30 protein-coding genes are annotated in these 23,120 nt (G+C 56.3%); 22 read left to right on the plus strand and 8 right to left on the minus strand.

Translation table 11 applies throughout. The annotated features are described in order from the left end of the window. The first annotated feature begins 94 nt into the window (after positions 1–94). Positions 95–634: a DUF4446 family protein gene (locus JC200_RS11250; RefSeq protein ID WP_274436339.1), complete on the plus strand. Its 540-nt coding sequence runs from the start codon at positions 95–97 to the stop codon at positions 632–634. On the opposite strand, the gene yyaC is transcribed toward JC200_RS11250, so the two are convergent. Further along, the gene (gene yyaC / locus JC200_RS11255) at positions 631–1,305 is read right to left on the minus strand and encodes a spore protease YyaC (RefSeq protein ID WP_274436340.1); all 675 of its coding nucleotides are present in this window, start codon (positions 1,303–1,305) and stop codon (positions 631–633) included. The two genes, JC200_RS11250 and yyaC, sit on opposite strands and share 4 nt — an antisense overlap. Positions 1,306–1,409: 104 nt before the next feature. On the opposite strand from yyaC, the gene JC200_RS11260 reads away from it, so the two are divergent. The 11 genes from JC200_RS11260 to JC200_RS11310 all read left to right on the plus strand — a co-directional run bounded on the left by JC200_RS11260 (position 1,410) and on the right by JC200_RS11310 (position 8,955). Continuing rightward, positions 1,410–1,997, plus strand: coding sequence for a hypothetical protein (locus JC200_RS11260; protein ID WP_274436341.1), 588 nt, complete (start codon positions 1,410–1,412; stop codon positions 1,995–1,997). Between the two features lie 60 nt (positions 1,998–2,057). Further along, a complete protein-coding gene (locus tag JC200_RS11265; RefSeq protein ID WP_274436342.1) occupies positions 2,058–2,291 on the plus strand; it encodes a DUF951 domain-containing protein in 234 nt (77 codons plus the stop codon). Positions 2,292–2,785: 494 nt separating this feature from the next. Further along, entirely contained in the window at positions 2,786–3,889 is a 1,104-nt protein-coding gene (ychF, locus tag JC200_RS11270; RefSeq protein ID WP_274436343.1) for a redox-regulated ATPase YchF, read from the plus strand. A gap of 152 nt (positions 3,890–4,041) precedes the next feature. Next, on the plus strand, positions 4,042–4,329 hold the full coding sequence (gene rpsF, locus JC200_RS11275) for a 30S ribosomal protein S6 (protein WP_274436344.1): 288 nt from the start codon (positions 4,042–4,044) through the stop codon (positions 4,327–4,329). A gap of 22 nt (positions 4,330–4,351) precedes the next feature. Further along, positions 4,352–4,849 carry a single-stranded DNA-binding protein gene (locus tag JC200_RS11280; protein WP_274436345.1) on the plus strand — a complete coding sequence of 166 codons (498 nt, stop codon included), beginning with the start codon at positions 4,352–4,354 and terminating at the stop codon, positions 4,847–4,849. Positions 4,850–4,913: 64 nt separating this feature from the next. Then, on the plus strand, positions 4,914–5,144 hold the full coding sequence (gene rpsR / locus JC200_RS11285) for a 30S ribosomal protein S18 (RefSeq protein ID WP_274436346.1): 231 nt from the start codon (positions 4,914–4,916) through the stop codon (positions 5,142–5,144). A gap of 259 nt (positions 5,145–5,403) precedes the next feature. Then, positions 5,404–5,709, plus strand: coding sequence for a MazG-like family protein (locus tag JC200_RS11290; protein ID WP_274436347.1), 306 nt, complete (start codon positions 5,404–5,406; stop codon positions 5,707–5,709). Between the two features lie 5 nt (positions 5,710–5,714). Then, positions 5,715–6,614 carry a DUF2232 domain-containing protein gene (locus tag JC200_RS11295; protein WP_274436348.1) on the plus strand — a complete coding sequence of 300 codons (900 nt, stop codon included), beginning with the start codon at positions 5,715–5,717 and terminating at the stop codon, positions 6,612–6,614. A 24-nt stretch (positions 6,615–6,638) separates the two neighbouring features. Continuing rightward, complete coding sequence (rplI, locus tag JC200_RS11300; RefSeq protein ID WP_274436349.1) at positions 6,639–7,094, plus strand: 50S ribosomal protein L9; 456 nt, start codon at positions 6,639–6,641, stop codon at positions 7,092–7,094. Positions 7,095–7,129: 35 nt separating this feature from the next. After that, a complete protein-coding gene (gene dnaB / locus JC200_RS11305) occupies positions 7,130–8,518 on the plus strand; it encodes a replicative DNA helicase (protein WP_274436350.1) in 1,389 nt (462 codons plus the stop codon). 107 nt (positions 8,519–8,625) lie between these two features. After that, positions 8,626–8,955, plus strand: coding sequence for a hypothetical protein (locus tag JC200_RS11310; RefSeq protein ID WP_274436351.1), 330 nt, complete (start codon positions 8,626–8,628; stop codon positions 8,953–8,955). Position 8,956: 1 nt separating this feature from the next. On the opposite strand, the gene JC200_RS11315 is transcribed toward JC200_RS11310, so the two are convergent. After that, entirely contained in the window at positions 8,957–9,325 is a 369-nt protein-coding gene (locus tag JC200_RS11315) for a hypothetical protein (RefSeq protein WP_274436352.1), read from the minus strand. A gap of 165 nt (positions 9,326–9,490) precedes the next feature. On the opposite strand from JC200_RS11315, the gene JC200_RS11320 reads away from it, so the two are divergent. The 7 genes from JC200_RS11320 (at position 9,491) to JC200_RS11350 (ending at position 16,805) form a co-directional block, all read left to right on the plus strand. Continuing rightward, positions 9,491–10,177, plus strand: coding sequence for a response regulator (locus JC200_RS11320; RefSeq protein ID WP_274436353.1), 687 nt, complete (start codon positions 9,491–9,493; stop codon positions 10,175–10,177). 1 nt (position 10,178) lies between these two features. Further along, positions 10,179–11,924, plus strand: coding sequence for an ATP-binding protein (locus JC200_RS11325; RefSeq protein ID WP_274436354.1), 1,746 nt, complete (start codon positions 10,179–10,181; stop codon positions 11,922–11,924). Continuing rightward, positions 11,924–13,204 carry a hypothetical protein gene (locus tag JC200_RS11330; RefSeq protein WP_274436355.1) on the plus strand — a complete coding sequence of 427 codons (1,281 nt, stop codon included), beginning with the start codon at positions 11,924–11,926 and terminating at the stop codon, positions 13,202–13,204. Before JC200_RS11325 ends, JC200_RS11330 begins: the two co-directional genes overlap by 1 nt. Continuing rightward, positions 13,201–14,043: a two-component system regulatory protein YycI gene (gene yycI, locus JC200_RS11335; protein WP_274436356.1), complete on the plus strand. Its 843-nt coding sequence runs from the start codon at positions 13,201–13,203 to the stop codon at positions 14,041–14,043. The genes JC200_RS11330 and yycI overlap by 4 nt, the downstream gene beginning before the upstream one ends. 16 nt (positions 14,044–14,059) lie before the next feature. Beyond that, positions 14,060–14,866, plus strand: a complete 807-nt coding sequence (locus JC200_RS11340; RefSeq protein WP_274436357.1) for an MBL fold metallo-hydrolase — start codon at positions 14,060–14,062, stop codon at positions 14,864–14,866. Between the two features lie 154 nt (positions 14,867–15,020). After that, on the plus strand, positions 15,021–16,319 hold the full coding sequence (locus JC200_RS11345; protein WP_274436358.1) for a S1C family serine protease: 1,299 nt from the start codon (positions 15,021–15,023) through the stop codon (positions 16,317–16,319). A 6-nt stretch (positions 16,320–16,325) separates the two neighbouring features. After that, the gene (locus tag JC200_RS11350; RefSeq protein WP_274436359.1) at positions 16,326–16,805 is read left to right on the plus strand and encodes a 23S rRNA (pseudouridine(1915)-N(3))-methyltransferase RlmH; all 480 of its coding nucleotides are present in this window, start codon (positions 16,326–16,328) and stop codon (positions 16,803–16,805) included. Positions 16,806–16,994: 189 nt separating this feature from the next. Here JC200_RS11350 and JC200_RS11355 read toward each other — a convergent pair whose 3' ends face one another. Beyond that, complete coding sequence (locus tag JC200_RS11355) at positions 16,995–17,216, minus strand: hypothetical protein (protein WP_274436360.1); 222 nt, start codon at positions 17,214–17,216, stop codon at positions 16,995–16,997. A gap of 178 nt (positions 17,217–17,394) precedes the next feature. Here JC200_RS11355 and JC200_RS11360 point away from each other — a divergent pair, with 178 nt between their 5' ends. The 3 genes from JC200_RS11360 (at position 17,395) to JC200_RS11370 (ending at position 18,781) form a co-directional block, all read left to right on the plus strand. Beyond that, the gene (locus JC200_RS11360; RefSeq protein ID WP_274436361.1) at positions 17,395–18,078 is read left to right on the plus strand and encodes a hypothetical protein; all 684 of its coding nucleotides are present in this window, start codon (positions 17,395–17,397) and stop codon (positions 18,076–18,078) included. A 300-nt stretch (positions 18,079–18,378) separates the two neighbouring features. After that, positions 18,379–18,621, plus strand: a complete 243-nt coding sequence (locus tag JC200_RS11365) for a helix-turn-helix transcriptional regulator (RefSeq protein WP_274436362.1) — start codon at positions 18,379–18,381, stop codon at positions 18,619–18,621. After that, on the plus strand, positions 18,605–18,781 hold the full coding sequence (locus JC200_RS11370; RefSeq protein ID WP_274436363.1) for a hypothetical protein: 177 nt from the start codon (positions 18,605–18,607) through the stop codon (positions 18,779–18,781). The genes JC200_RS11365 and JC200_RS11370 overlap by 17 nt, the downstream gene beginning before the upstream one ends. Before the next feature lie 213 nt (positions 18,782–18,994). On the opposite strand, the gene JC200_RS11375 is transcribed toward JC200_RS11370, so the two are convergent. The 5 genes from JC200_RS11375 to JC200_RS11395 form a co-directional block, all read right to left on the minus strand. Beyond that, the gene (locus JC200_RS11375; protein WP_274436364.1) at positions 18,995–19,942 is read right to left on the minus strand and encodes a hypothetical protein; all 948 of its coding nucleotides are present in this window, start codon (positions 19,940–19,942) and stop codon (positions 18,995–18,997) included. Positions 19,943–20,058: 116 nt separating this feature from the next. Continuing rightward, the gene (locus tag JC200_RS11380) at positions 20,059–21,630 is read right to left on the minus strand and encodes a recombinase family protein (protein WP_274436365.1); all 1,572 of its coding nucleotides are present in this window, start codon (positions 21,628–21,630) and stop codon (positions 20,059–20,061) included. 14 nt (positions 21,631–21,644) lie between these two features. Next, the gene (locus JC200_RS11385) at positions 21,645–21,899 is read right to left on the minus strand and encodes a hypothetical protein (protein ID WP_274436366.1); all 255 of its coding nucleotides are present in this window, start codon (positions 21,897–21,899) and stop codon (positions 21,645–21,647) included. A gap of 334 nt (positions 21,900–22,233) precedes the next feature. After that, positions 22,234–22,545, minus strand: coding sequence for a DUF960 family protein (locus tag JC200_RS11390; RefSeq protein ID WP_274436367.1), 312 nt, complete (start codon positions 22,543–22,545; stop codon positions 22,234–22,236). Between the two features lie 21 nt (positions 22,546–22,566). Then, entirely contained in the window at positions 22,567–23,097 is a 531-nt protein-coding gene (locus JC200_RS11395) for a JAB domain-containing protein (RefSeq protein ID WP_274436368.1), read from the minus strand. Positions 23,098–23,120 lie beyond the last annotated feature (23 nt).

Here is a 23,120-nt window from a genome sequence, read left to right on the forward strand (position 1 = left end):
GAAATGACGAAGCGAATGGCATACTAAGCCCACTGAAGCGTGAACCATAGACATGTAGGCGGTCCGCAAGAGAGGCTGGGGAGGTACAATCGGGATGTTAACTCAGATTCAAAGTCATTTACTCATCACGTTTGGTGTCGTCGCAGCAGTCGCTGTCATCGCTTTAATCATCGCCATTGTGGCGCTCTCAGTGAACGCGAAGCTGCGGCGTCAAGTGCGCCGTTGGAAGTCCATCCATGAAACTGCGGACCTAGACGTGGTGTATGAGAACACGATGGGTGCGGTCCACGAGATGAGGGCGATTCTCGAAAAAATGGAGCAAGCAGAAATCGCCGGCCTGCACCAGGACATCCAAAACCTGCGCAGGGTCCTTCGCAGCAAAGTCGGGACGCCGCAGGTATATCGCTACAATGCGTTCTCCAACCAGGGTAGCGACCTGAGCTTTTCGGTGGCGTTGCTTGACGAAGACCAAAACGGTGTGGTCTTCTCCTCCATTTACGGCCGTGAGGAGTCGCGTACATATGCAAAACCAGTGATGCAAGGCGCGTCGCGTTATCCCCTGACAGATGAGGAGACGAGCGTCATCTCGCAAGCGGCTCCGACGGCAGAGCCGGCGGGACGCAGCGACCATTAACCTGCTGGAAGCGTCCCACCGGGAAACCCCTGGGCTTCACGACTGGCCGCTGTAGAGCGGTCGGTCGGAGCCCCAATGAATGTCCGCCGCATTGCAAGTCTGTGAAAACTCGACAAGAGCGCCTCCACGACGACATCCGACATTCGCATGACAATGCCAAGACGAGTGTTCTGTAAGACAAAGTACTCCATAAAACCCGACACGTTCACTACACCGGTAAGTGTGTAGTCACCGAAGGCTGGCAACGACTTCTTGACGCCAGCGCCTGGACGTAGTGGTCCGGGCTCCATAATGATCTGCCCGACGTGATCAAACTTCCCCAAACAAGCGTCGACCGCAATGATGTAGGGCGAAGCCGTATGAGTACGATGAATTTCCTCAAGTGTTGATGCGAGGTTTACGGCGTGGACGGGCTCGTCCAAAGTCCCAAAAATCTCAACCCACGGCCAACGGCTGGAACGTTTCAACTTCGTGCCCACAATCGGCCCGAACGCGTCTCCAGTCGAACGGTCCGTGCCCACACAGACCACGGTTAATCGTCGGTCCCCTAATCCAAACAGCACACGGTCCAAATCACTCGTCAAGTCCTCCACTGCCGAAGCGTCGTCAAACAAGACACGCACAGACGGTAGAGATGAAGTCTTGCTACCATTGAAGGGCTCGTCTCTCACGGGAATCCTCCTGCATCGGAATATTCCCAGTATACGTACGCGTAGCTTCAACTATACCTGCTGAAAAGCGTCACAAGACTCACAAGGTGTAGGAGGATGGTCGCTTGTTGGACTTGCTGTTTGTCATGGAGTGGATGTGGTTTTCCTTTTCCATCAGCACGAGAGGGTTACAACTCGCAGTCCTATGCAGTGGGGGGGTCGTAGCATCGAGCTACGCTGCCGCACATCTTTCGGGTTGGATGGCACGCACCTTCACACCCCCGACGAGTCACGCATTTCTCTGGCTCTCCCACCACATCTCGACGAGGCCAGACGTAATCTCGGCACTGGCCGGATTTGCACCTGCCACGACCGTGGCTACCGGTGGTGACCCGCTACACCAAGCGCTAGCGCTGCACATTCTCCACACCCTGTTCTATTTCGTGATCACGATTGCAGTTTTCGGCCTGTTCATCATGATGTGGCACTTTACAAACGCGCTGTGGGACCGCGAAGTTGCGGGGAGCCAACGCCGGTCTCTGCTCACTGTCGGCTTGTCAGTTAGCTGTGGAGCGTACTTGACAGCCCTGACTGGCATCCTCGTGGCGAACGTCGCGTGGCTTCGTGAAGTGCCGTTCCTTGCCCAAGCCACAACTCACTCCTTCGGAATGGCAGGTGTTGAAGCCGTCGTCCATCTTTTGCATGTGGTATAGTTACTGACATCTTCTCTATCGATCAACCGACAACGACAAAACGTTGAAAGGGGGCGCGTGATGGCGCAGGTCTCGTTTCATTTGGATGACGTTGTACAACTAAAAAAACCACACGCCTGTGGCTCTAATCAGTGGCGCGTGATTCGTATGGGGATGGATATCCGAGTTAAATGCGAGGCATGTGGACACAGTGTTCTCATCCCGCGCCCACGCTTTGAACGCTTGGTTCGTAAGGTTTTACACCCCGGGAGTTCGGTTGCGGCTGAAATGAACAGCAGCTCTACCGACTCATGAGTCAAAGGAGAGAGGAAAAGGGTTGTGCGGCGGTCAACCTGCGGCTGTCGACGGCTCACTAAGCCACCCTTGTGGTGGTGTAGTTACTACGAATGAGAAAGCAGGCAGACCGCCTGTACGGCACGACCTTCGAGCGTTCACAACCCAGTCCGCCGCCTTATGCGCAGGCGCCTAAATGTCCGTTCTGACCACGGCCCTGACGGTGCTGCATCTCGGCGGCAAAACCTTTTGTAGCAAGCCGGCGCACCCTCAGTTTGCGAAGTAGTCGTCTCAACATGATCCCACCTCCTCGCGAGCTTAGTGTGTCATAAAAGAGGTGGATTATCCAGCGCCATTGTCCTGCTGTGGGTGCAACAAGCACCACAACGCGGCCGAAATCTTGTGAAATCTCATCCGCACGTACAAAATCAGGCGATTTGTCTCCGGACGTCATTGTGGCACAGGGCCACTTTTTCTATAATGAATCCCGTCAAGAACAGAAAGAGGTGTACGCGTTGCCGCTTCAAGCTGGAATCGTTGGGTTGCCGAACGTCGGCAAGTCCACTCTTTTCAACGCCATAACCAGGGCTAAGGCGGAAGCCGCCAATTACCCGTTCTGCACAATCGACCCGAACGTTGGAGTCGTAGAAGTGCCAGACGAGCGATTGCAGGGACTTTCTGCAGTTGTCCACCCCAAGCGCATTGTTCCGACGACATTTGAATTTGTTGATATCGCCGGACTGGTCGCAGGGGCCAGCAAAGGTGAAGGACTCGGGAACAAGTTTCTCGGACACATCCGGGAAGTTGACGCTATCATCCACGTCGTTCGGTGTTTCCAAGACGGAGACGTGACACATGTAGCAGGGTCAGTAGGTCCGGAACGCGACATGGATACGATCGACCTCGAACTTGTCATGGCCGACCTCGAGTCCGTCGAGCGTCGCCTGGACCGCACGCGAAAGCATCTCAAATCTGGGGACAAGCGTTACGCACTTGAGGCCGACGCCCTAGCGAGAATTGCCGAAGCCCTCAACAACGGTCAAGCGGCGCGGTCGGTGGTGCTCTCCGACGAGGAGCAGGCAGTCCTGCGCGACCTGCCGTTGCTCACGCACAAACCGCTGCTCTACGTGGCCAACGTCTCTGAGACAGACATCCAGGGCGACCTCGACGGGAATCAACTAGTCCATCAGGTTCGTCAACGCGCAGAGCGGGACGGTGCCGAATTTGTCGTCATCTCCGCACAACTTGAGGCGGAAATCGCAGACCTTGACACCGACGACCGGCAGGTCTTCCTGGACGACCTGGGACTTGCCGAATCCGGACTGGACCGATTAATCCGCTCTGCGTACCAACTGCTCGGTCTCGTCACTTACTTCACGGCAGGGGAACCAGAAGTACGCGCCTGGACAATTGTCAGAGGCACCAAAGCGCCTCAGGCTGCGGGGGTAATTCACACAGACTTCGAGCGTGGATTCATCCGGGCCGAAGTTGTCAGCTATGTGGACTTGGTTACAGCGGGATCATACGGAGCCGTACGAGAGTCAGGGAAGCTTCGGCTTGAGGGAAAGGACTATGTGATGCAAGACGGAGATGTCGTGCACTTCCGGTTTAACGTCTAACCGGTTCTTCGCATCTACTCCAGAAAACTTGTACACGCCCTTTTCGTACAGGCTTATCTATGGTATCATCTTATCTTGGCACGTTTTACGGGTTTGTGCCGCCTTGCTCTGCACGCGATGCAGGGCCATTGTCCAAAAGGAGGTGACTCAGGTTGCGCCAATACGAAACGATGTATGTTTTGAAGGCGGACTTGGAGCCAGAACAGACCGCGGAACGAGTGGCAAAGTATCAGACGCTCGTCAGCGATGAAGGCGGTCAGATTGACCAGCTTCAAGAGATCGGAAAGCGTCGGCTTGCCTACGAAATCGACCATCATCGTGAAGGCTACTATGTCTTAATGCAGTTCTCGACTGACAAGAACTTGCCAGAAGAGCTCGAACGCGTGATGAGGATTGACGATTCCATCCTTCGTTACCTCACCGTGCGCTTAGGCGAATAGATCGTTATCTGGAGGGGTATCGATGCTAAACCGGGTGATTCTCATTGGCAGGTTGACGCGGGACCCAGAACTCAGGTACACAAACTCAGGCACGGCCGTGGCGTCGTTTGCACTCGCAGTAGATCGACAGCGACCGAATCAGTCCGGAGAGCGTGAAACTGACTTCATTAACATTGTGGTCTGGCAGAAACAAGCGGAGTTGTGCGCGCAGTACCTCCACAAGGGCCGCCTTGCGGCGGTAGACGGTCGGCTGCAGATTCGCTCCTATGAGAATCGCGAAGGGCAGAAGGTCAATGTCGCGGAAGTAGTGGCAGAGACCGTTCGCTTCCTCGATAGGGGTGACTCTACCGCCGCTCCTTCGAACTCGGGTTCGTACGCATCGAACCCTGGTGGCGGGTCCGCACCGAGCACCCAGCCACGACCACAGCGTCCGGCTGAACCCCGGCCGCAGTACGAAGATGACCCATTCGCAGACGACGCACAAACCATTGATATTTCGGATGACGACCTCCCGTTCTGACGTCGGTCAACTGGGCTTGCCAGAGGCCCCGTACAGGCGGGTCGAACAAGAGAGGTGACGAAGGATGCCGCGAAAAGGTAGAGGCGGAAAACGCCGCAAGGTGTGCCAATTCTGCGTGGATCAAATCAAGGTTGCAGATTATAAAGACATCAATCGGTTGCAGAAGTTCCTGACCGACCGCAGCAAGATTTTGCCGCGCCGGATCTCCGGAAACTGCGCACGCCATCAGCGTCAAGTGACATTGGCGATTAAGCGCGCAAGGCAAGTTGCGCTCTTGCCATACACTTCTGAGTGATGGCGCCACAAGGGGAGCGAGAGCATGGGCTCTCGCTCCTTTTGGATCTTTGTCTAGAATCGGAGTGTTCACGACAGACCTGTTGCACGGACCGTCCTCACTCGACAACCTGACCGTAAAGGCGAGGCTGTCACAGTGCTTTGGGAGGATTCTCGGACGGCGCGTGGAATAGGGATGAAAACAGCAATTCCAGTCTCCACGGCCAACCGTCTACCCACGAGAGCCGTCTGACTGGTGCAGTGCAAAAGGAGGCGTGATGGTGCCAACCCCCGATCCCCACGTGCAGATTGCCCGGAAACTGCAGTCGATGGAGACCGCAAAAGTTGAACTGGTCCGCCAGGTGGCGGACGTGTTGCGCGCGATTCAGCGCGGCAGTGAACGGGAGATGACACAGGCTCTCGGCGGTGTGGTAGCTGTCTCGTACTTCCTGGCAAATCAACTCGGCCTATCCTTAGACGCGGTGGACCGCGAGGGGTGCGATGCCCTTCCGCGCACGTTACTGTCGGATGCACTTGATGCCGCAGACGTTGAAGTTATCGCGCGTCACCTTAGGTCCACGAGGTGATGCGGTTGACAGAGTCGAATTCAAGCCCACGTCGGGCGGCCGCATTCGTCCTCTACGTGGTCCTGCTTGGCCTCTCTCTGTTGCCGGGGGGTGCACTATGGACACTGTGGTTGGTCCCCGCACCGCTGATTGCCTTCCACGTCACAGGCAGTCGGCGACTGACCATACTGCTTGCGAGTCTCTACACCATCTTTCTCGTTTTGGCTGGTTGGAATGTAGCTGCCTTCGCCATCGGCGCCGGTGCCTACTTTCTCAGCTGGGTGATGGGCGACGCCATGCTAGACTCCGAGTCTCCGTATCCTGCCCTCATCACCGGAACGTTCGTTTTTGTCATGATCGAACTGGTATTGCTTGCATTTTACCGTTGGTCAGGCGGTCATCTGTACGCTGACCTGAGCAACGCTATGACAGCGTCCATTGCGCAAGACCAAGGACTACTCGGCGCAACGCCGACAGCTGACGCGACACAGGCAATCAACGTATTCATCACTTGGCTGCAAACCTCCTTGCCTGGACTCCTTAGCGTCCTAGCGATACTCATCGCTTTGGTCAACTTAGTTGTTGCGAGGCGTCTGACGGGGCGTCACGTGTCCCAATCAATTTTGTTCGATTGGCGGTTGCCCGGAAGCGTCGTGGGCGTCTATATCATCGCGCTTGCGATTGTGATGCTTGGCGCATTACGGTCCATCCCGCTGTGGTGGCAGGCAGCAAACAGCGCTGTGATGGTGGCGAGTTTTCTGCTCGGCATACAGGGCATTGCCTGGGTTTGGCGAAGGATTTATCACCACCGCTACGCAAAACTGTGGCTGACGCTGTTGGTAGTGGGTGGCTTGCTCCAATTCGTTCGTAGCATTTACGTCTTGTTGGGTCTCATCGACATGATGAGGCGTGTACCGCGGACCTGAAACGGCTATGAGGAGGTTTTGTCCATGAAAGTGATTTTGCTTGCTGATGTAAAGGGTCAAGGAAAGCAGGGGGAAATCAAAAACGTCTCAGAGGGGTACGCGCGCAACTTTCTGTTTCCAAAAAAGTTGGCCGTTGAGGCGAACGACGCTAACCTGCAACAGCTTCAAGGGAAAAAGGACGCTGAAGCGCGCAAACACGCCCAGGAGTTAGAACATGCAAGGGACCTCAAGCAGAAGCTAGAAGCTCTCCGCGTGGGCGTGAAAACTCACGCAGGTGAAGGTGGGCGCTTGTTTGGTGCTATCACAACCAAACACATCGGTGATGCTCTGCACGCAGTGGGGGTTGAACTCGATCGCCGGAAGATTGTTTTACCTGATCCAATCAAGAGCCTTGGTGGTCACCGCGTCGAAGTCAAACTCCACCCAGAAGTCACTGCAGTTCTAACTGTATTTGTTGAAGCCGACACAGACAAAGCTTGAGCTAGCCGCGCAAGCGGTACAAGGGGTGTACAGACTTGGACGGCCTCGCGCGCGAACCACAGCATGAAAACTTGACGCCAAATGACCAGAGTATACTGCGACTGCCACCTCAACACATTGAGGCAGAGCAGGCCGTGCTCGGCGCGATGCTGATCTCTGCGGACGCCGTAGCAGAAGCTGCTGAGTCGCTTGAACCCGATGACTTTTACAGAACTACACACCAACTCATCTTTTCCGCGATGCGCAACTTGTTTGAACAGAGCCAGCCCGTTGACGTTGTGACCACTGCCAATGCGTTGCAGGCGCAAGAAAGCGCGCTCGACCGCGTCGGGGGTATTGAGTACCTGGCCAGTTTGGCTGCCTCTATCCCATCGTCGCTCCACGTCGAGCAGTACGTTGAGATTGTGCTCGAAAAGGCACTGCTTCGGCGTGTGATTCAAACCGCTACGTCAATCGCCACTGCAGGTTACAGCGGCGAACAGCCAGCTTCTGAAGTGTTGGCTGAGGCGGAACGGCGCATCCTTGAACTGTCACAGAACCGGCGCGTTCGGGACTTTACGCATATTTCCGATGTGCTCGGACTGACTTTTGAGCGCATCGAGCAATTGTTCGAAAACGCTGGAAGGTTAACAGGCGTAGCCACCGGATATGCCGATCTCGATCGGATGACGAGTGGGTTTCAGAAGTCTGACCTCATCATCGTCGCTGCTCGCCCCTCTGTCGGAAAAACCGCGTTTGCCCTGAACATTGCGCAAAACGTAGGTGTCCGGGAGAGTTTGCCTGTCGCCATCTTCAGCCTCGAAATGTCAAAGGACCAACTCGTACAGCGTATGCTCTGTGCAGAGACTTACATTGATGGGCACAAACTGCGTACCGGAGCACTCGATGCAGACGACTGGCCGAAACTGTCAATGGGTGTCAGTACGCTCGGCAACGCGCCGATTTACATTGACGACACACCGGGCATCACCGTGTCGGAGATGCGCAGTAAACTGCGTCGGCTAAAGGCGCAGGTCGGTCTAGGGTTAATTGTGATCGACTACCTGCAGCTTATCTCAGGCAGACGCGGCAGCGGCGAAAACCGCCAACAGGAGATTTCCGAGATATCTCGAATGCTCAAGCAGATGGCCAGGGAACTTGAAGTCCCGGTAATCGCGCTCGCACAGCTCAGCCGGTCTGTCGAGCAACGCCAGGACAAGCGTCCGATGCTATCCGACATCCGAGAGTCCGGGAGCATCGAGCAAGACGCGGACATCGTCGCCTTTCTCTACCGGGATGATTACTACGACCCGGAGTCGGAAAAAAAGAACGTCGTTGAAGTCCTCATCGCCAAACAGCGCAATGGCCCGACTGGCACTGTAGAGCTCGCGTTTCTCAAGAATTACAATAAATTCGTCAACCTTGAGCGGGCGCACGCTGACTGATGGATAAGGAGCGTACGCCACTCGACAGACATACGTACCAACGCATTTTGAGCCGCAAGAGACAACGTGCCAGACGGCGCCGTAGAGCGCGGTTGCGCAGGCTGAGAATGTTTCGTGCGCTCCGCTCCGCCCGTTTTTGGAGCCGCACAGGCGCATACTTTCTGGTGGGGCTGTGTATCGTCTTTTGGGCGAAATTTGCCTTCGTTTACAACATCCCACCAGGTGTACGCCAGGGCGCTCTCCTCAACGTCAGCGCCTACATCGCGGTGAAAAACTGGTGGTTCGGACCGCCCGTGTTTGACCTCGGGAGCTTTTTGCCCGCGTTCAGTGAAACGCGTTTGACTGTCGGACCGAGCACCTTCTTAGCGATTCAACTTGGGAAGTATCAGTCCATCCTCGACCCGTCGGTCATTGTCTGGGCTAGACATCTGCAGTAGCTTAGGTGTAGCCGTTGCACTGCTTGATGATATCTACGGCTGTATCGACAAGGCCGTTGTCACAAACGACAGTCAAGAGGTAGTTTCGACCGATCATTCCGTCTGGGTCACCGGCCATGCCGCTTGCTGCCGGGTCTGCGGAGAGTAAAATCCCGACGTCCCGCGACGACGGTTGTGCACCTAATGTCAATGACGACAGGCTCTGAATTTTACCGCTGATTGTGTATGCATCCCGCGGCTGTGCATTGTTGCTGTACCCATTCAGTTCGTCGACCTGTGCGACTTCAATGCCGCGGCTGTGGATTTCAGCAGCTGCCTTGGCAGCCTCGCCGTGAGAGTAAAATGAAGCTAAAATTGTCCGTTCCCCCATGTCCTGCGCCTCCTTTGGTGTCGGTCGTTCCACAGAGGCAGTGCCTCCACACACGTTAGTGTGAGCTACTGCCAAATGGACCATGCTAGCCAAAAACCGCCTACAAGCGGTGTGACCAGGGCTCCTGCAACGACGAAAAGACTTGTCCCGGCGGAGGTGACCTGTATGCCAGCGATTCTGGTCGTCGATGACGAAGAACCGATCGCCAACATCCTCCAGTTCGCCCTCCAGCGAGGAGGCTACGAGGTACGGGTCGCCTACGACGGCGAAGAGGCGATACGGAGCGCGCGAAATTTTCCCCCAGACCTGGTGTTGCTCGACATCATGCTTCCAGAAAAGGACGGATTTGAGGTCTGTCGAGAAATTCGCACGTTCAGCACAGTGCCCATCATCATGTTGACCGCTCGCGAGTCAGAAGTGGACAAGGTCCTTGGCCTTGAACTTGGTGCCGACGACTATGTGACAAAGCCGTTTAGTACTAGGGAACTGCTGGCTCGGGTCAAGGCAAACTTACGCCGCCTCTCGCTTGAACGCGATGACGATAGGCAGCGGCTCGCTGTCGGTGACGTCGTGATCGACCTCGCGCACTACGAAGTGACCAAACGCGGCCAAGTTGTGCCGCTGACACACCGCGAGTTCCAGTTGCTCGCGGTGCTTGCTACTCGGCCGGGTGTTGTCTACACCCGGGAGGGCTTGCTCCAAGAGGTCTGGGGTATTGATTACGAAGGGGACGAGCGTACGGTGGACGTCACTGTGCGCAGACTGCGCGAGAAGATTGAAGATGACCCGGCAAACCCGGTTCACGTCCTGACCAAGCGCGGTGTCGGTTACTTTGTAGGGAGGCCGACGTAACGTGTGGCGCAGCATTCGCGTCAAGCTGGTCGCTGTCTATCTGCTGCTCATTCTGTTCTCATTGCAAGTCATCGGTGCGTACTTTGTCCGTTCCCTGAACACGTCGCTCATGCGCAACGAGACGCAGACCGTGAAAGCGCAGGCACAGCTCATCGCATCCATGGCCGCTCCGGAAATTACGAAGGCCGCCAAAGACCCCCAGGGTTTCAGTTCTGTCCTCGCTTCCATGCCGCAGCTCATCAACGGTTCTGCATATATCCTGAATCCGCAGGGTGTCGTGCTCGACACCTCAGTTGGCCGTGCGCTGATTGGACAAAAACGCGTCGACTCTGTCGTCACTGAGACGACAGTTTCCAAGCAACCTGCTACGGCAATACGCGTCGACCCGATTACAAACCAGTACCTGCTCGAAGTGGCGGTGCCCATTACCGACCAAGGTCGGTTTCAGGGTGTTGTCGAATACGACGTTCCAGTACAGGGCATCTACACCACGATCCATCAAGTGACAACCATTTTCTACACCGCGAGCCTCGTCGCGCTGCTCTTAACTGCAGCGCTGTCCGTCATCCTCGCTCAGACAATCGCGCGCCCCGTCGTGGAAGTAACCCGACAAGCGCGCCACATGGCAGCAGGGGACTTTACACGACGCGTCGCAGTGAACAGCAACGACGAGTTCGGCGAGCTTTCAACGGCCATTAACGACCTGGCAGAAAAACTTGCGGAGGCATTGGCGGAGAATGCCAGGGAACGTGATCGACTCCAAGCCGTAATCACGTACATGGGGGAAGGTGTTGTCGTTCTTGACGCCAACCGCGAAACGGTGTTTGTCAACGACGCCGCTCACAGGCTTCTCACCAACCCTGAAGACCAGGCACAGACGGTTGCGGACCTGCTTGGTGTCCGCAACCACGCAGGTTCAGATTCAACCGAAGGTACGTTTGTCCGTGCCATTGGCGACAACCTGATGCACGTGCACCTGACGCCGATGCGCCAACATGGACAGGTCGATGGCTACGTCGCGTTAATCCGCGACGTCACAGAGCAGGAGAAGCTCAATCAGGCGCGCCGCGACTTTGTCTCCAACGTTTCGCATGAGCTGCGGACGCCACTGACGAGCATCAAATCGTATCTCGAGGTCTTGCTCGACAACCAGGACGCTGACGCGAAGACACAGCGCGAATTTCTCGGCGTGATTGAGCGAGAGACAGACCGAATGGTGCGGTTGACCCAGGACTTGCTGCACCTGTCGGGTCTCGACAGCCGCCAGACACCAATCCGCTGGTCGGACATTGGAGTTAGCGACTGGCTTACCTCCGCCGTCGATCGGTTCCAGTTGCAGGCGGCAAGCCTCGGTGTGAAGCTTGAAGTACAAGGAAAAACGGACGCGGTCATTCGCGGTGACCGCGACATGCTCGACCGTGTACTGGACAACCTCCTTGGCAACGCCCTTAAGTACACTGCGTCAGGAGGGCGAATTACGCTCTCAGCCATCCCCCACAGCACGGTAGTTAAGGTGGTCGTCGCTGACACGGGCATGGGCATTCCGGCTGAGGACTTGCCACATGTCTTTGAACGTTTCTTTCGTGTTGACAAGGCCCGCTCGCGCCGCCGCGGGGGTAGCGGCCTTGGGCTCGCGCTCGTCCGGGAGATCACGGAACTGCACAGTGGGCGCGTGCGCATCTCGAGTGACCTCAACGTCGGTACGACAGTCACGGTAGAACTGCCGCGAAGGGGGGTGTCACACTGATGCTGTCGCGAGCAAAGACAGTTGCTCTAGGGCTGCTTGTTCTACTCAGTATCGTTCTCAGCTTCGAACTCTGGCACGGCCCGTGGTCGACGCCCTCTGTGGCGCCGTTCACAGGCCCACTGGGACTCAGACCTGTGGCAAACCCAAACCTCAAGCAGGTAACCAGACCTGTGCGCGTCGTCTACCAGACGGGGAATCCACTCAAATACAGCGTGGGTTTGCCAGGCACGGCATCGTACGAGACAGTGCTCACTTGGCTCCAGAAGGCTTCTGTCTCAAAACAGAACTCCATCAGCACGTACCAAGCCGGAGAAGGGACCGGAGTCGACGTTCGCTTCGGAACACCGCTCAGTCGCTCACTCTTGTTGGCGTACGTCCCTAATGCTCCGACCCTGCCTGCTGGAGCGACTGTCAGCGGGTTATGGCTGACAGTGCCGCCGAGGTCAAATCAAGTGTTCTTGACGGTTCTGACCAACAACGGCGAGACCTCCGCAGTGACAGATTTGTCCGTTCAAAGTTTTGAGGCTGGAGTAAGCAGCGCCGTCCGGACCGAACCCTGGCAACAAGTCGGCGAAGACTCTTATCTGCCAGTTGCCTCGTTCCCGGTCGAGCGGCAAATCTGGTCCACATCGAGCCCCCAGGTTCTGCCGCTTGTGCGTTCCTTTTTCGTCAATCCGCAAGTGATTACCCGAGTTAGTGGACCCAATCAAACCGTCATCTGGACCGATGGCAGCCGGGCCGTGCAGTGGAACGAAACGTCGAACACACTGCAGTTTTCTGACCCAAACGCCACAACCTCAAATACGGCGTCGAGTAGTCTGCGGACTATCGTCTCCTACCTTCAAACTCACGGTGGGACGCAAGGTCAGTCGATCGCTTTGAAGAACGCGACAACGAGCCCTGTGCTGTTGGCCCACACATACAGCTTCCGCCCGTACATCGGCGGGCTGGAACTCCTCGGTACGCTTGGCAACTACACGGTCGACTGGCTGGATGGTAGTCCTGTTGGCTACGAGCGGCCCCTGACTGAACTCGGTACACTACAGAGCACCACGGCGGAAAAGACCCTCTCTGCGGCCGCGACAATGGACATCATCGACGCCATGGTACCAAAGGCTCTGTTGCCATCAATTAAGGTTTCGCTGGCCTGTGAGGCGCAACTCCAGTCGGCCAATACCGTGCTGATTGAGCCGGTCGTTGACATCACACACGCTGGCCAAGACGTTTTGCGCATCGACGCAGTGACAGGACAAGTGTTGTCAGGAGGGAGCGCATCGTGAACTGGGAGACGACAAAAACGTGGCTAATTGTGAGTTTCTCCCTGCTCGACCTATTCCTCGGTTGGCAGCTCGTACAAGACCGCCAGGAGATGCAGAGCTACACCGAGCCGTATGCGGACCTGCTTGCGAGCACAAAGACTCTTCTCGCCGATCACGGTTTCAGTCTCGACACTTCTGTCCCGTCATCAGCGCCGAACCTGTCCACACTGAAAGCGACGTTTGCAAAGCCTAAATTGGCAAATCTCGTTGCAGAGGCATTCCCTAAAAACACCTCGGCGCTTCGCCAGAACGCTTCCGCAGGCACTGCACAAGGCGCTCCCGGGAGCGTCAAGCTCCTCGGAAATGGAACGTGGCAAGTCAGCTATACCGTCCCCCAACCACTACACCAAGGCCATCCAGGGCAAGTTCTCAACTGGGTGGACAACGGGTCTCTCTACCATCTGGACCCGATTCTCTCTGGCCCAGGTACGAAGATCTTTGACGAAGTCTACAACGGTTTTCCGATTTTTGACGCAACCGTGGACAGTACAGTTGACACGACACACCTGTACGGATACATGCAGACTGAGCTCGTTCATATTGCGCCTGCAGACAAGGTGAAACCGGTGATTACAGCACTTGACGCGCTCGACAGTCTGGCACAGTCGATGGACAAATCTACGATTGGACCGGATAATAAAATAGAGAGTATTACCTTGGGCTACGCACAGAAGGTTGATACCACAGGCAGTGAGACGGCTGCTTCTAACTACTGGTTTCCGGTTTGGCGCATCGTGTCCGGCAGCACAGTTTATTACATCAACGCATTTAGCGGCGAAGTGGAGACCGCTTCTTCCTGATGAGAGGGTGTCACTTTTGCGTTTTAGCGTTCTGGCGAGCGGTAGCAGCGGTAATGCGGTCTACATAGAGTCTGACGTAACAAAAGTCCTCCTTGACGCTGGCATCAGCGGTAAGCAGATTGGCTTACGCCTGCAAGAGGCGGCAGGTCGCAGCATCCCTGACCTAGACGCCGTACTGCTCACACATGAGCACATTGACCACGTCCGCGGGGTTCGGCAAATCGCGAAACAGGCTCAAACCGCGCCCATTTACGCGACCGAAGGCACATGGTCGCAGATTGTGGACGAGTTTCGCGACGAAACGGCGACACGGCGCTGGAACCGTGTTGTCGCGGACACCCAGATTGTGATTGGCGACATTACCGTCACACCGTTCACTGTCTCCCACGACGCGGAGGAACCAGTCGCTTACCGTTTTGACTGCGACGGGCAGTCGCTTGCAGTTGTCACCGATCTCGGCTACATGACTGACCACATTAAGTCGGTCATCGCTGGGTGTCAGAGTTATGTGCTGGAAGCGAACCATGACGTCGATATGTTGCGAGCAGGGCGTTACCCGTGGAGTGTCAAACGCCGCATTCTCAGTGACAAGGGACATTTATCCAATACTGATTCCGCAATCGCGCTCGCAGATTTACTGGGAAACGACGAAGTGGATGTCTACCTGGCGCATCTCAGCGAAGAGAACAACCAGCCCGACCTCGCAGAACTGACTGTCTCCTCGGTACTTCGCGAGATTCGCGAGATGTATCTCGAACAAGTCTCGCTCCACCGCACCAGCCGCGCCGCCGCAACTGCTTTTCGCAACTTGGCCAGCGTCTAACCGCCGGGTGTCAGCTCTGCTTCAAGGCGATAGCGAGCAATTGTCGCCCTGGCGCAAATGAGCCTGTTTCATGCCTGCCACCGCCTTCCCATGTATGCAGACGAAGTTTTGGGAAACACTATGTCTGGTTTTCATGGGAAGGAGTTGACGCCCAATGGGCTTTTATCGTGAACGTAAAAAACGTGAAATTTCGAGGCAAGGGAGATTCCGCACGCGTCCTTCCATGCACCTGGTCGCCGTAGCGGTCTTCTCCGCACTGGCTGGTTCCGGTGTAACGCTCGCGACGATGCCAGCACTGTCGCGCCACGGCACGACCGCCTTTGCATCGACGGGGACGTTTGGTCAGGGGGCTTTGTCGGCGCAAAGCACACTGCCTGTGGCTAGTCTGCGGCTGCGAGGGAGCGACGGGATAGTCCAAGCTGTCCGGCAGGTTAGTCCAGCCGTGTTCGGTGTGGTCAACTACGCGTCCGTTTCGGACTTCTTTACACAGCGTACGAAGCTTCAACCTGCTGGTGTAGGGACAGGTGTGCTGTTCTGGAAGAATGGTCGCAACGGCTTCGTGGTGACGAACAACCACGTCGTGGAGGGTGCGAGCAAAGTCGAACTCGTGCTGGCCTCCGGCAAGCACATCCACGCATCCGTAGTTGGGACCGACCCGTACACAGACCTCGCGGTGTTGCGCGTTGCCGCCGCAGATGTGAAGAACATCCAGCCCGCGCCGTTTGCCAACTCAGATGCCATTGAAGTCGGTGAACAGGCAATCGCCATCGGCACTCCGATGGGCCTCGACTTTACCGATACCGTAACGGCTGGTATCGTGAGCGCAAAAAACCGCATCATGCCGGTAGAAGACCCGCAGAACCAGAACATGGTTCTCGATTACCAGGCGGTGATTCAGACCGACGCCGCCATTAACCCAGGCAACAGCGGCGGGCCGCTGCTTAACATCAAAGGCCAGGTGATCGGCATTAACAGCAGCAAGATTGCGGCCCAGATGGTGGAAGGGATGGGCTTTTCCATCCCGTCGAACGAAGTTCGCGCTATAGCCGAACAGATCATGCAGACAGGACACGCTGTGCACCCTTCACTCGGCATTACGGGGTACTCCCTCGCTACCCTGCCCGAGCAGTTGTGGCCAGACGTGCCGATCGATTATGGTGTGTACGTACAGAGCGTGACCGCGGGGTCGGTCAGGAAAGCCGGGCTCCAACCGCAGGACGTGATTGTCGGGATTAACAAGCATACGGTCAAGTCGATGGCCGACTTACGGACGTACCTGTTCCAACTTCGCCCAGGTGATCACGCCGCGCTGCGAGTCTACCGCGGGGGACGAGAACTCACGGTACAGACCGTGATCAGCAAAATGGAGACAGCAAACGATGCAGGCGCGTCTCCGTCGTCCACGCAGGAGTCGACGGATCCGTTCGAAACACCAAGCACATTTGGGGACTGAGGCATTGTGCAGGTTGTGGTTGCAACCGTTGGGAAACTGAAAGAGAAGTTTTGGCGAGAGGCGCAGGCGGAGTACGTCAAGCGCCTCTCTGCGTATATGCGGCTGGACATCGTCGAAGTCGATCACGCACCTCTCCCGGCCAAACCTTCCGACGCTGAGATAGAAGTCGCCGTGCAGGCTGAGGCTACACGGCTGGCGGGGGTGCTGCGTGATAGAGACGGTGTCATTGCACTTGACCGCACCGGCCGCGCCTACAGCTCGGAAGCGTGGGCAGCAGAGTACGAGCGACTGATGGGCGAGGGCTTTGGTCGCCTCGTCTTCTTCGTTGGCGGCTCACACGGCTTGGCGCCAGAGCTGTTGCAGCGGTCGGTGAGCAAATGGAGTTTTGGTCCTGCAACATTCCCCCACGAACTCGCACGCATCATGCTACTTGAACAACTATATCGCGGCGAGAGAATCTTGCGCGGTGAACCCTACCACAAATGACGACAAGTTTTTTGGCGTCTTGCCTGCCGTGGCGTGGGACCCGTGGAGAAGGAGGACGCCCAGTTTTTGCTGACCTCGAGTGGAGGGCAAAACGGGGCGTCTTTGTGTTGCGGCAGGGCGCACCTTGCTCCGGTTTTGGAGTGTAATGGAAATTGGACTCTCGTTGAAACGGCGACCAATGTAAATTCTTCAAATGTCTCTGAGCGCCAGTTTATCGCAGAGAACAACAATCGCCACATGCAGTGCGTCTTCAATGGTATCTTCGTCCGCAACTCTAATCGTCTGGTTGTCAACAATGCGCCTCACTGAGCCTCCAAGATTTTTTAAGACTGTTACTTCATAAGTGTCATTTGAAGGTCGATCAACTTGTATCTTATACTCTGCCCCATTGACTTCAATCACTTTCTCCATCGGATCACGCCCTCTGACCGGTGTATGGTAGACGAAAACCTGACTTTACAAATAAAATTTCACCCATCAATAAAAACTATAGCAAAATTCGAAACTAATATGAAGAGGTAGTATTCTGAAACCGGACGGCGAAAAGCTAAGGTAAGATGCTCAGGACGCGCAACTATGAGGTGATGGGGTGGTCAGTATCACTGAAAGGCAGGTCCAACTTGAACAACTGTTTGTTGAATGGAAAAACCGACTTCCTAAAGAAGTCAACTTCGTAGAGGATGGACTGGTAGATGAGGATGCCTGGGAACTTGTCAGTCCGAGGGTCATGGTCCTACTCAAAGAGGCGAATTCCAATGAAAGTTGGAAATACCAGGACTTTATTCGGAACGGGCAATACCTGTTAGAGAGCACAACATGGCCGACCCTGATTAGATGGGTCTATGGATTGCTTCATGGGTACCCCGCGTACACAGAGGTTGAGGAGAACTGGACTAGGGTTCGCGAACAGTCCGTGGATTTCTTTAAGGGCGTCTATTTCGCGAACGTTAAAAAAATTCCGGGTGGACCCAAAGCAAATGATTATCGCGTCCTTGAATTTGCCACAAAACACGCAGACCTGTTGGTGAGGCAAATAGAGATAGTGGGGCCAACGCTAGTGCTTTGCTGTGGCAACGTTGTGTACGACTCAGTGAGGTCGTCGCTTCAGCAACAGCATGAAAAGTTCGTGGATGGGTCCACAGATGGAGGCCTACGTTTTTCGTCTTGGAATAGGATGTCCTGTCGAGTGGTTAAGTACCATCATCCCCTAGCTCATTATCCTCGTGGCATGTCATACACATTTCTGATGAGTGAATTTCGAAAACTGATTTGAAAGTTTACCTTCGTCTAGATTGGAGTGACATTCCTCCGTAGTTTTTCTTGCCCCGCAGGGGAGGTCAAACCGACACAGAAATTCAGTACATTCTTGACAACTCCAGAATCCGTACAAACGTACACAACGAGGAAACTGTTAGGCTTGCCAATGACCACTTGGATCAGACGTGTGGAGTGAATTAAGTCTGATACGTAAATTCCTCATCCGCTTGGTATAGACAGCATGATTTCAATGGGAAATCAACTTCCCATAGTAACTGAATTTATGATATACTTACGGAAGCAGGGGGGACAAGCCATGCAGGATGAAGTAGAGAGGCCAATTCCGAAGTTGCGCGAAGCCCGTTTAGAAGCCAAAATGACGCAGATTGAATTGGCAGAGAAAGCTGGGGTGACGCGAAGAACGATTTCAAATTTGGAATCCGGCAAGACTCTACCGAACCTCAGTTTGTTGTTTGTACTTGCAGCAATACTTGGTGTAGCATGGTTCGCTCTCTATACCGGGAGAAAGGAGGACGAACTAGGTGGACAAGCAGAGTGAAAGGTTTTTGGGACATTTGTTGAGTGGTGCCGTCGGTGCGCTGTCCCTATACACAGCGATCAAGGACAACAATCCAACTGCGCTACTTGGAACGCTGATGGGAATAGCAGGGCACATCATGGTCGAAAAAGCAAACAGCCAAAACAATGCTTGGGCATAAGCAAAGTCTTGGCACGCAAAAGCAGACACCTGTATTGTAACAATTCCCGCTTGCAAGATGAAGCGGGAATTGTTACATGTTCTTAGGATACAGGGTCGAGTAATCTTTACACCAATCTACCTTACGGCGCTACATATGTCGCTAGAGTATTCTTGTTCGGAATGAGGTTAGCCCTCGATTCGGGAACTGGCGCACCGTTCGCCAAGTATCAGGTCACTTCATTCCGGCAAGCAGACTGCCCGCGACCATCTCCAACTGGCGCCTCGGCCCAAGAGGCCGTTGTTGCGACACGAAAGTCAGGTGGTTGTACACGTCGTACACGGACGAGTCGGCACTGACCGACCCGGTCATCTCCTGCAGTCCCTTGCGGCCCAACGGCGACGCCGCCATCTGCGACAGCCTAAGCAGGCCATCTCGGCCGATCTGCGTTTCCGTGGCACGCTGCAGTGCCGCACCGACGCCATCCATGCGCGCGACCGCCTGTGACCCGAGATCGCGTACGTGGGTGAGTAGCCCGCCTCGATCCCAGCCGCGGTGGACAATCCTCTCCTTGGTCCCGCCGCTCCGCACAACGGCCCCGTTTGAGCACACGAGCCGCAACAGGAATGTGTTCACGTTCAGCACCGCCTTGCCGAGGTCGTCGTTCACGAGTTCCCATCCGCCCGAAATGATGTCGCCGACCTGTGGCTGAAACGTCAACGACTCCGAAACGCCGGTGAGACGCATCCGCCCCCGGTAGAGCGTGACGGAGGCGTTCGACAGGTCGAACGAACTGATGGCGCCCTGGAGCAAATCCGAGTTCGTGACCGGCGTGTAGCCGGCGCTCAGCACCGCGTGAATCGCGCTGCCCCGCGTGCGGAATGCGAGCTGCCGGGATGCAGCCTTCAGCCTGCGCTTGACGTCGGCGTGCACGTCCCTCGGCTCGACGTCTTTCACGTCCTCCCAGTTGAGGTGCAGGAAGTGCAACAACTGCACGAAGGCGGACTTCGTCATGGCGTGGGTGGAGCCGTCGGGGAACCGAATCTCGGCTAGGCTCGGCATCTTGATCTCGTCAGTCGACGCGGTAGTGTCGGCGGTCGGGTTCGCGTCCAGGAAGGCCAGCGCCTCGTTCAGGTCGGTGAAACGGACCTCGTCCAGCGGATTCGCGAAGTTGAATGACATGGGTATCCCTCCGTAGGTATCGAATGGCGCGACGTGCACCGCTCACAGCGTGATGGTGAGCGGAAACACGCCGTCCGCAGAAAAAGGCCCTTCCGGCTGCGAACCGGAAGGGCCTCTCAAAAAGTCTCTTGCAGGCGTTCGTCCAGCGTGAGCTCAATCGCCCCGACGGACCGGCCTTTCACCTCTATTCGCTTGACGAGCAGGTGCAGCAGCGCCTTCTGCTGCTCTGGCGGAGCGTTCTGCAGCAGCCGGTGGAAATGGGTCAGCGTGGCCTTGACCACGGCCCGCGGCACCGGCGGGGCATCGTTCTGGGTTGCGAGCTCCGCGCGGAGTTCTGACCGGCGCGCCTCGAGCCGCTCGCCCTGCGCCTTCAGCTCGTTGAGGCGTCCCACCAGCATGTCGCGTTCCATTCCGTCTTCCTCGTACAGGCGGTACCATCGCTCCTTGCGGCCGTTGAGTTGCTCGAGTTCCTTCTCGACTGACTTCAGTTCTGACGCCAGCGGCTTCGACGATGCGGAGCGGCGCGCGTTGACGCGGTCCACGACGTCGCGCAGCACGTTCGGCCTGACGACGGCCTCCTTCAGGCGGTCGAAAACGGCCTGTTCGGCTTCGTCTGCGCGAACGCCGTTCGACTTGCAGACCGCGGACCCCTTGTTGCGGAACGCGCCGCAGACGTACGAGCGCCGGTACACGACCGCCCCGTCCTTCAGCGTATCCTTGACTCGATGCGCGACCATGCCGCTGCCGCACTGCGGGCAGCGGAGCAGGCCGGTGAGCGGGAAGGAGCCCTGGAACACGCGCGGCGGTCGGCCGCTCTTCTTGTCGTACAGAGCCTGCACCTGGTCCCACAGTTCCTGCGATACGATGGGCTGGTGCTCGCCGTCCGCGATGATTGGGTGTTTGTTGATGCCCTTTCTACGTTTTTCCGCCCAATTCTCGCGCACGTTGTAGCGGATCTTCCCCACGTAGAGGGGGTTTCGCAGAATCTCGCTGACGCCATACACGCTGAACGGATTTCCCTTCTTGGTTCTGTGTCCTTCGTGGTTGAGCCGGTTCGCGATCGCCTTCAGACCGAGGCCGGACGTGCCGTACATTTCGAAGATGCGGCGAACGATAGCGGCTTCCTCGGGCACAACCTCTAGAGTGGTGACACGTTCGCGTCTGTTGCCGCTGGCCTTGAGTTGCGTCGTTTCGTACCCAAGAACAATGCCTCCATTCCACTGGCCCCGGCGCGCCCGCTGCTTCATGCCACTCTTGACGTTCTCGACAATCGTGTTGCGCTCCAACTCTCCGACGGCGCCCATCATCTGCAACGCGAACTTCCCCATCGGGGAGCTCGTGTCAAACTTCTCGGTGAAGCTCTCGAACCCGACGCCCAGCTGCTCCAACTGCTTCATGATCTGCATGAGGTCCAGTTGCTTGCGGGACAGTCGGTTGATGCGCCACACCAACAGCTCGCTGAAGTTTCCGCGCTCCGCATCGTGCAGCATCCGCAACAGTTCCGGGCGCCCCTCAATCGTGGTGCCAGAGACACCGCGCTCTACATACTCATCTGTGATAGTCTTACCATGGAGTTTGCAGAACGTGCGCAATGTGTCCAGTTGGGCATCAATACTATAGCCGTACTCCGCCTGTTCCTCGGTGCTAACGCGTACGTACAGAGCGACGCCTTGCCGCGGCTCCACCATTCACTATCCCCTCTCTATGCGATTCTCCTGTAGCGACGCGTGCCGAGCAGTTCAGCCGTTAGCTCGTCATCCATGCACCGACGCTCTTCCAAAAGCATCTGGCGCTCTATCCAACTTAGCGGGTCAATCGCTGGCTTCTTCACGACCACGTACCGTCGGGCTCTGACGGCCGACTCCGCCATATTCGCCAGCAGTTCGATGAACTGTGAGTAATGTGCTTCCTTGACTGCTTCTCGCTTGGAAAGCACACTTCCAAGGCTCGAATCCATCTCCCCAATCCCCCCTCACATTCACGTGCGTTGGCCCAGTCTATCTGATACACGGCTGCGAGGAAAGTAAATTGCTTCCATACATCCGCGGATTCAGGAAGAGGTTAGACTGAGCAAAGTCGGCTGCGTTCGATCTCCACTGGCGGACGACTTTGTGTCAGTGCTGTGAACAACGCGGGCGTCCACGTACGAGACTCACGCGGTGCACCGGACGCGATGGCGCGGTCGGTATGAGAGCGGACTCGTGTTGTGCAGATGTCTCCTTGACGTAAACTGTCTAGCGACGTTATGTAGACGTTTCGGACACATAGGGGCGTGAGGCGTGCACGTGGGACTAGTACTCGGAGGCGAGCATCATTGTGGCGTGCTCGCCGTCGTCAATGATGAAAACCTTCACGGCGACCGGAGCGGACACCCGCATCAAGTTCGTGGCGACGTAGCATGGTTGCTCCTGGCTCTGACGGATGGCTTGGTTCAGTTCGCTCGCACGATCCATGAATGGAGACAACTCGAACACCTGGAGGTAGTCCGGCTTTACGCCTGACTGGAGACAAAGCAAGTCTACCATTGCCCAGAGCGTAAACTGGACATCCTGCGGCAATGTCCCCATGACCCCGCGCGTGGCGTACCTTGGCGGATCAAACATCTTTCGGACACATGACATGGCCTACACCAGTCCCTTTGCCTTCAGAGATTCGAACCGCCCCTGATCGCCGATGATGATGTGGTCCAAGACATCGATCCCGAGGATTTTGCCTGACTCGCACAGGCGCTTCGTCACTGCGGCATCTTCGGGGGAGTGCGCTGGAATTCCCGACGGATGACAGTGCAGGCACACTATGGCCGACGAGTTCGCCAATACCGCTATCTTAAAAACTTCCCTCGGGTGAACAATCGTCGCGTCGAGTGAGCCGACGGATACCACCTGGATTCGGGTAGGCTGGTGCTTGGTGTCCAGCGCGATGACAACGAATTGTTCACGGTCACAGTCCTCCAGGAACTGGGCCGCCAGGGAGACGGCATCCTCCGCACACCGGACCTGGCGCCTTGCGTAGAGGAGACTCGATTCCTTGATCATTTTCAGGCTCACGAAGTCGACCCGCTTGGCGGACCTCGCAGCGTCACTTCGTCGCTCTTGCTCTTGTCTCCCTCTTGTCTCCCAATACGGCACATTCCTCAAGGCTTGGTTGTCCATCATTGGCTTCGTCCTTTCCTGTCGCT

This window comes from Alicyclobacillus sp. ALC3 (assembly GCF_028751195.1).
Lineage (GTDB): Bacteria > Bacillota > Bacilli > Alicyclobacillales > Alicyclobacillaceae > Alicyclobacillus_L.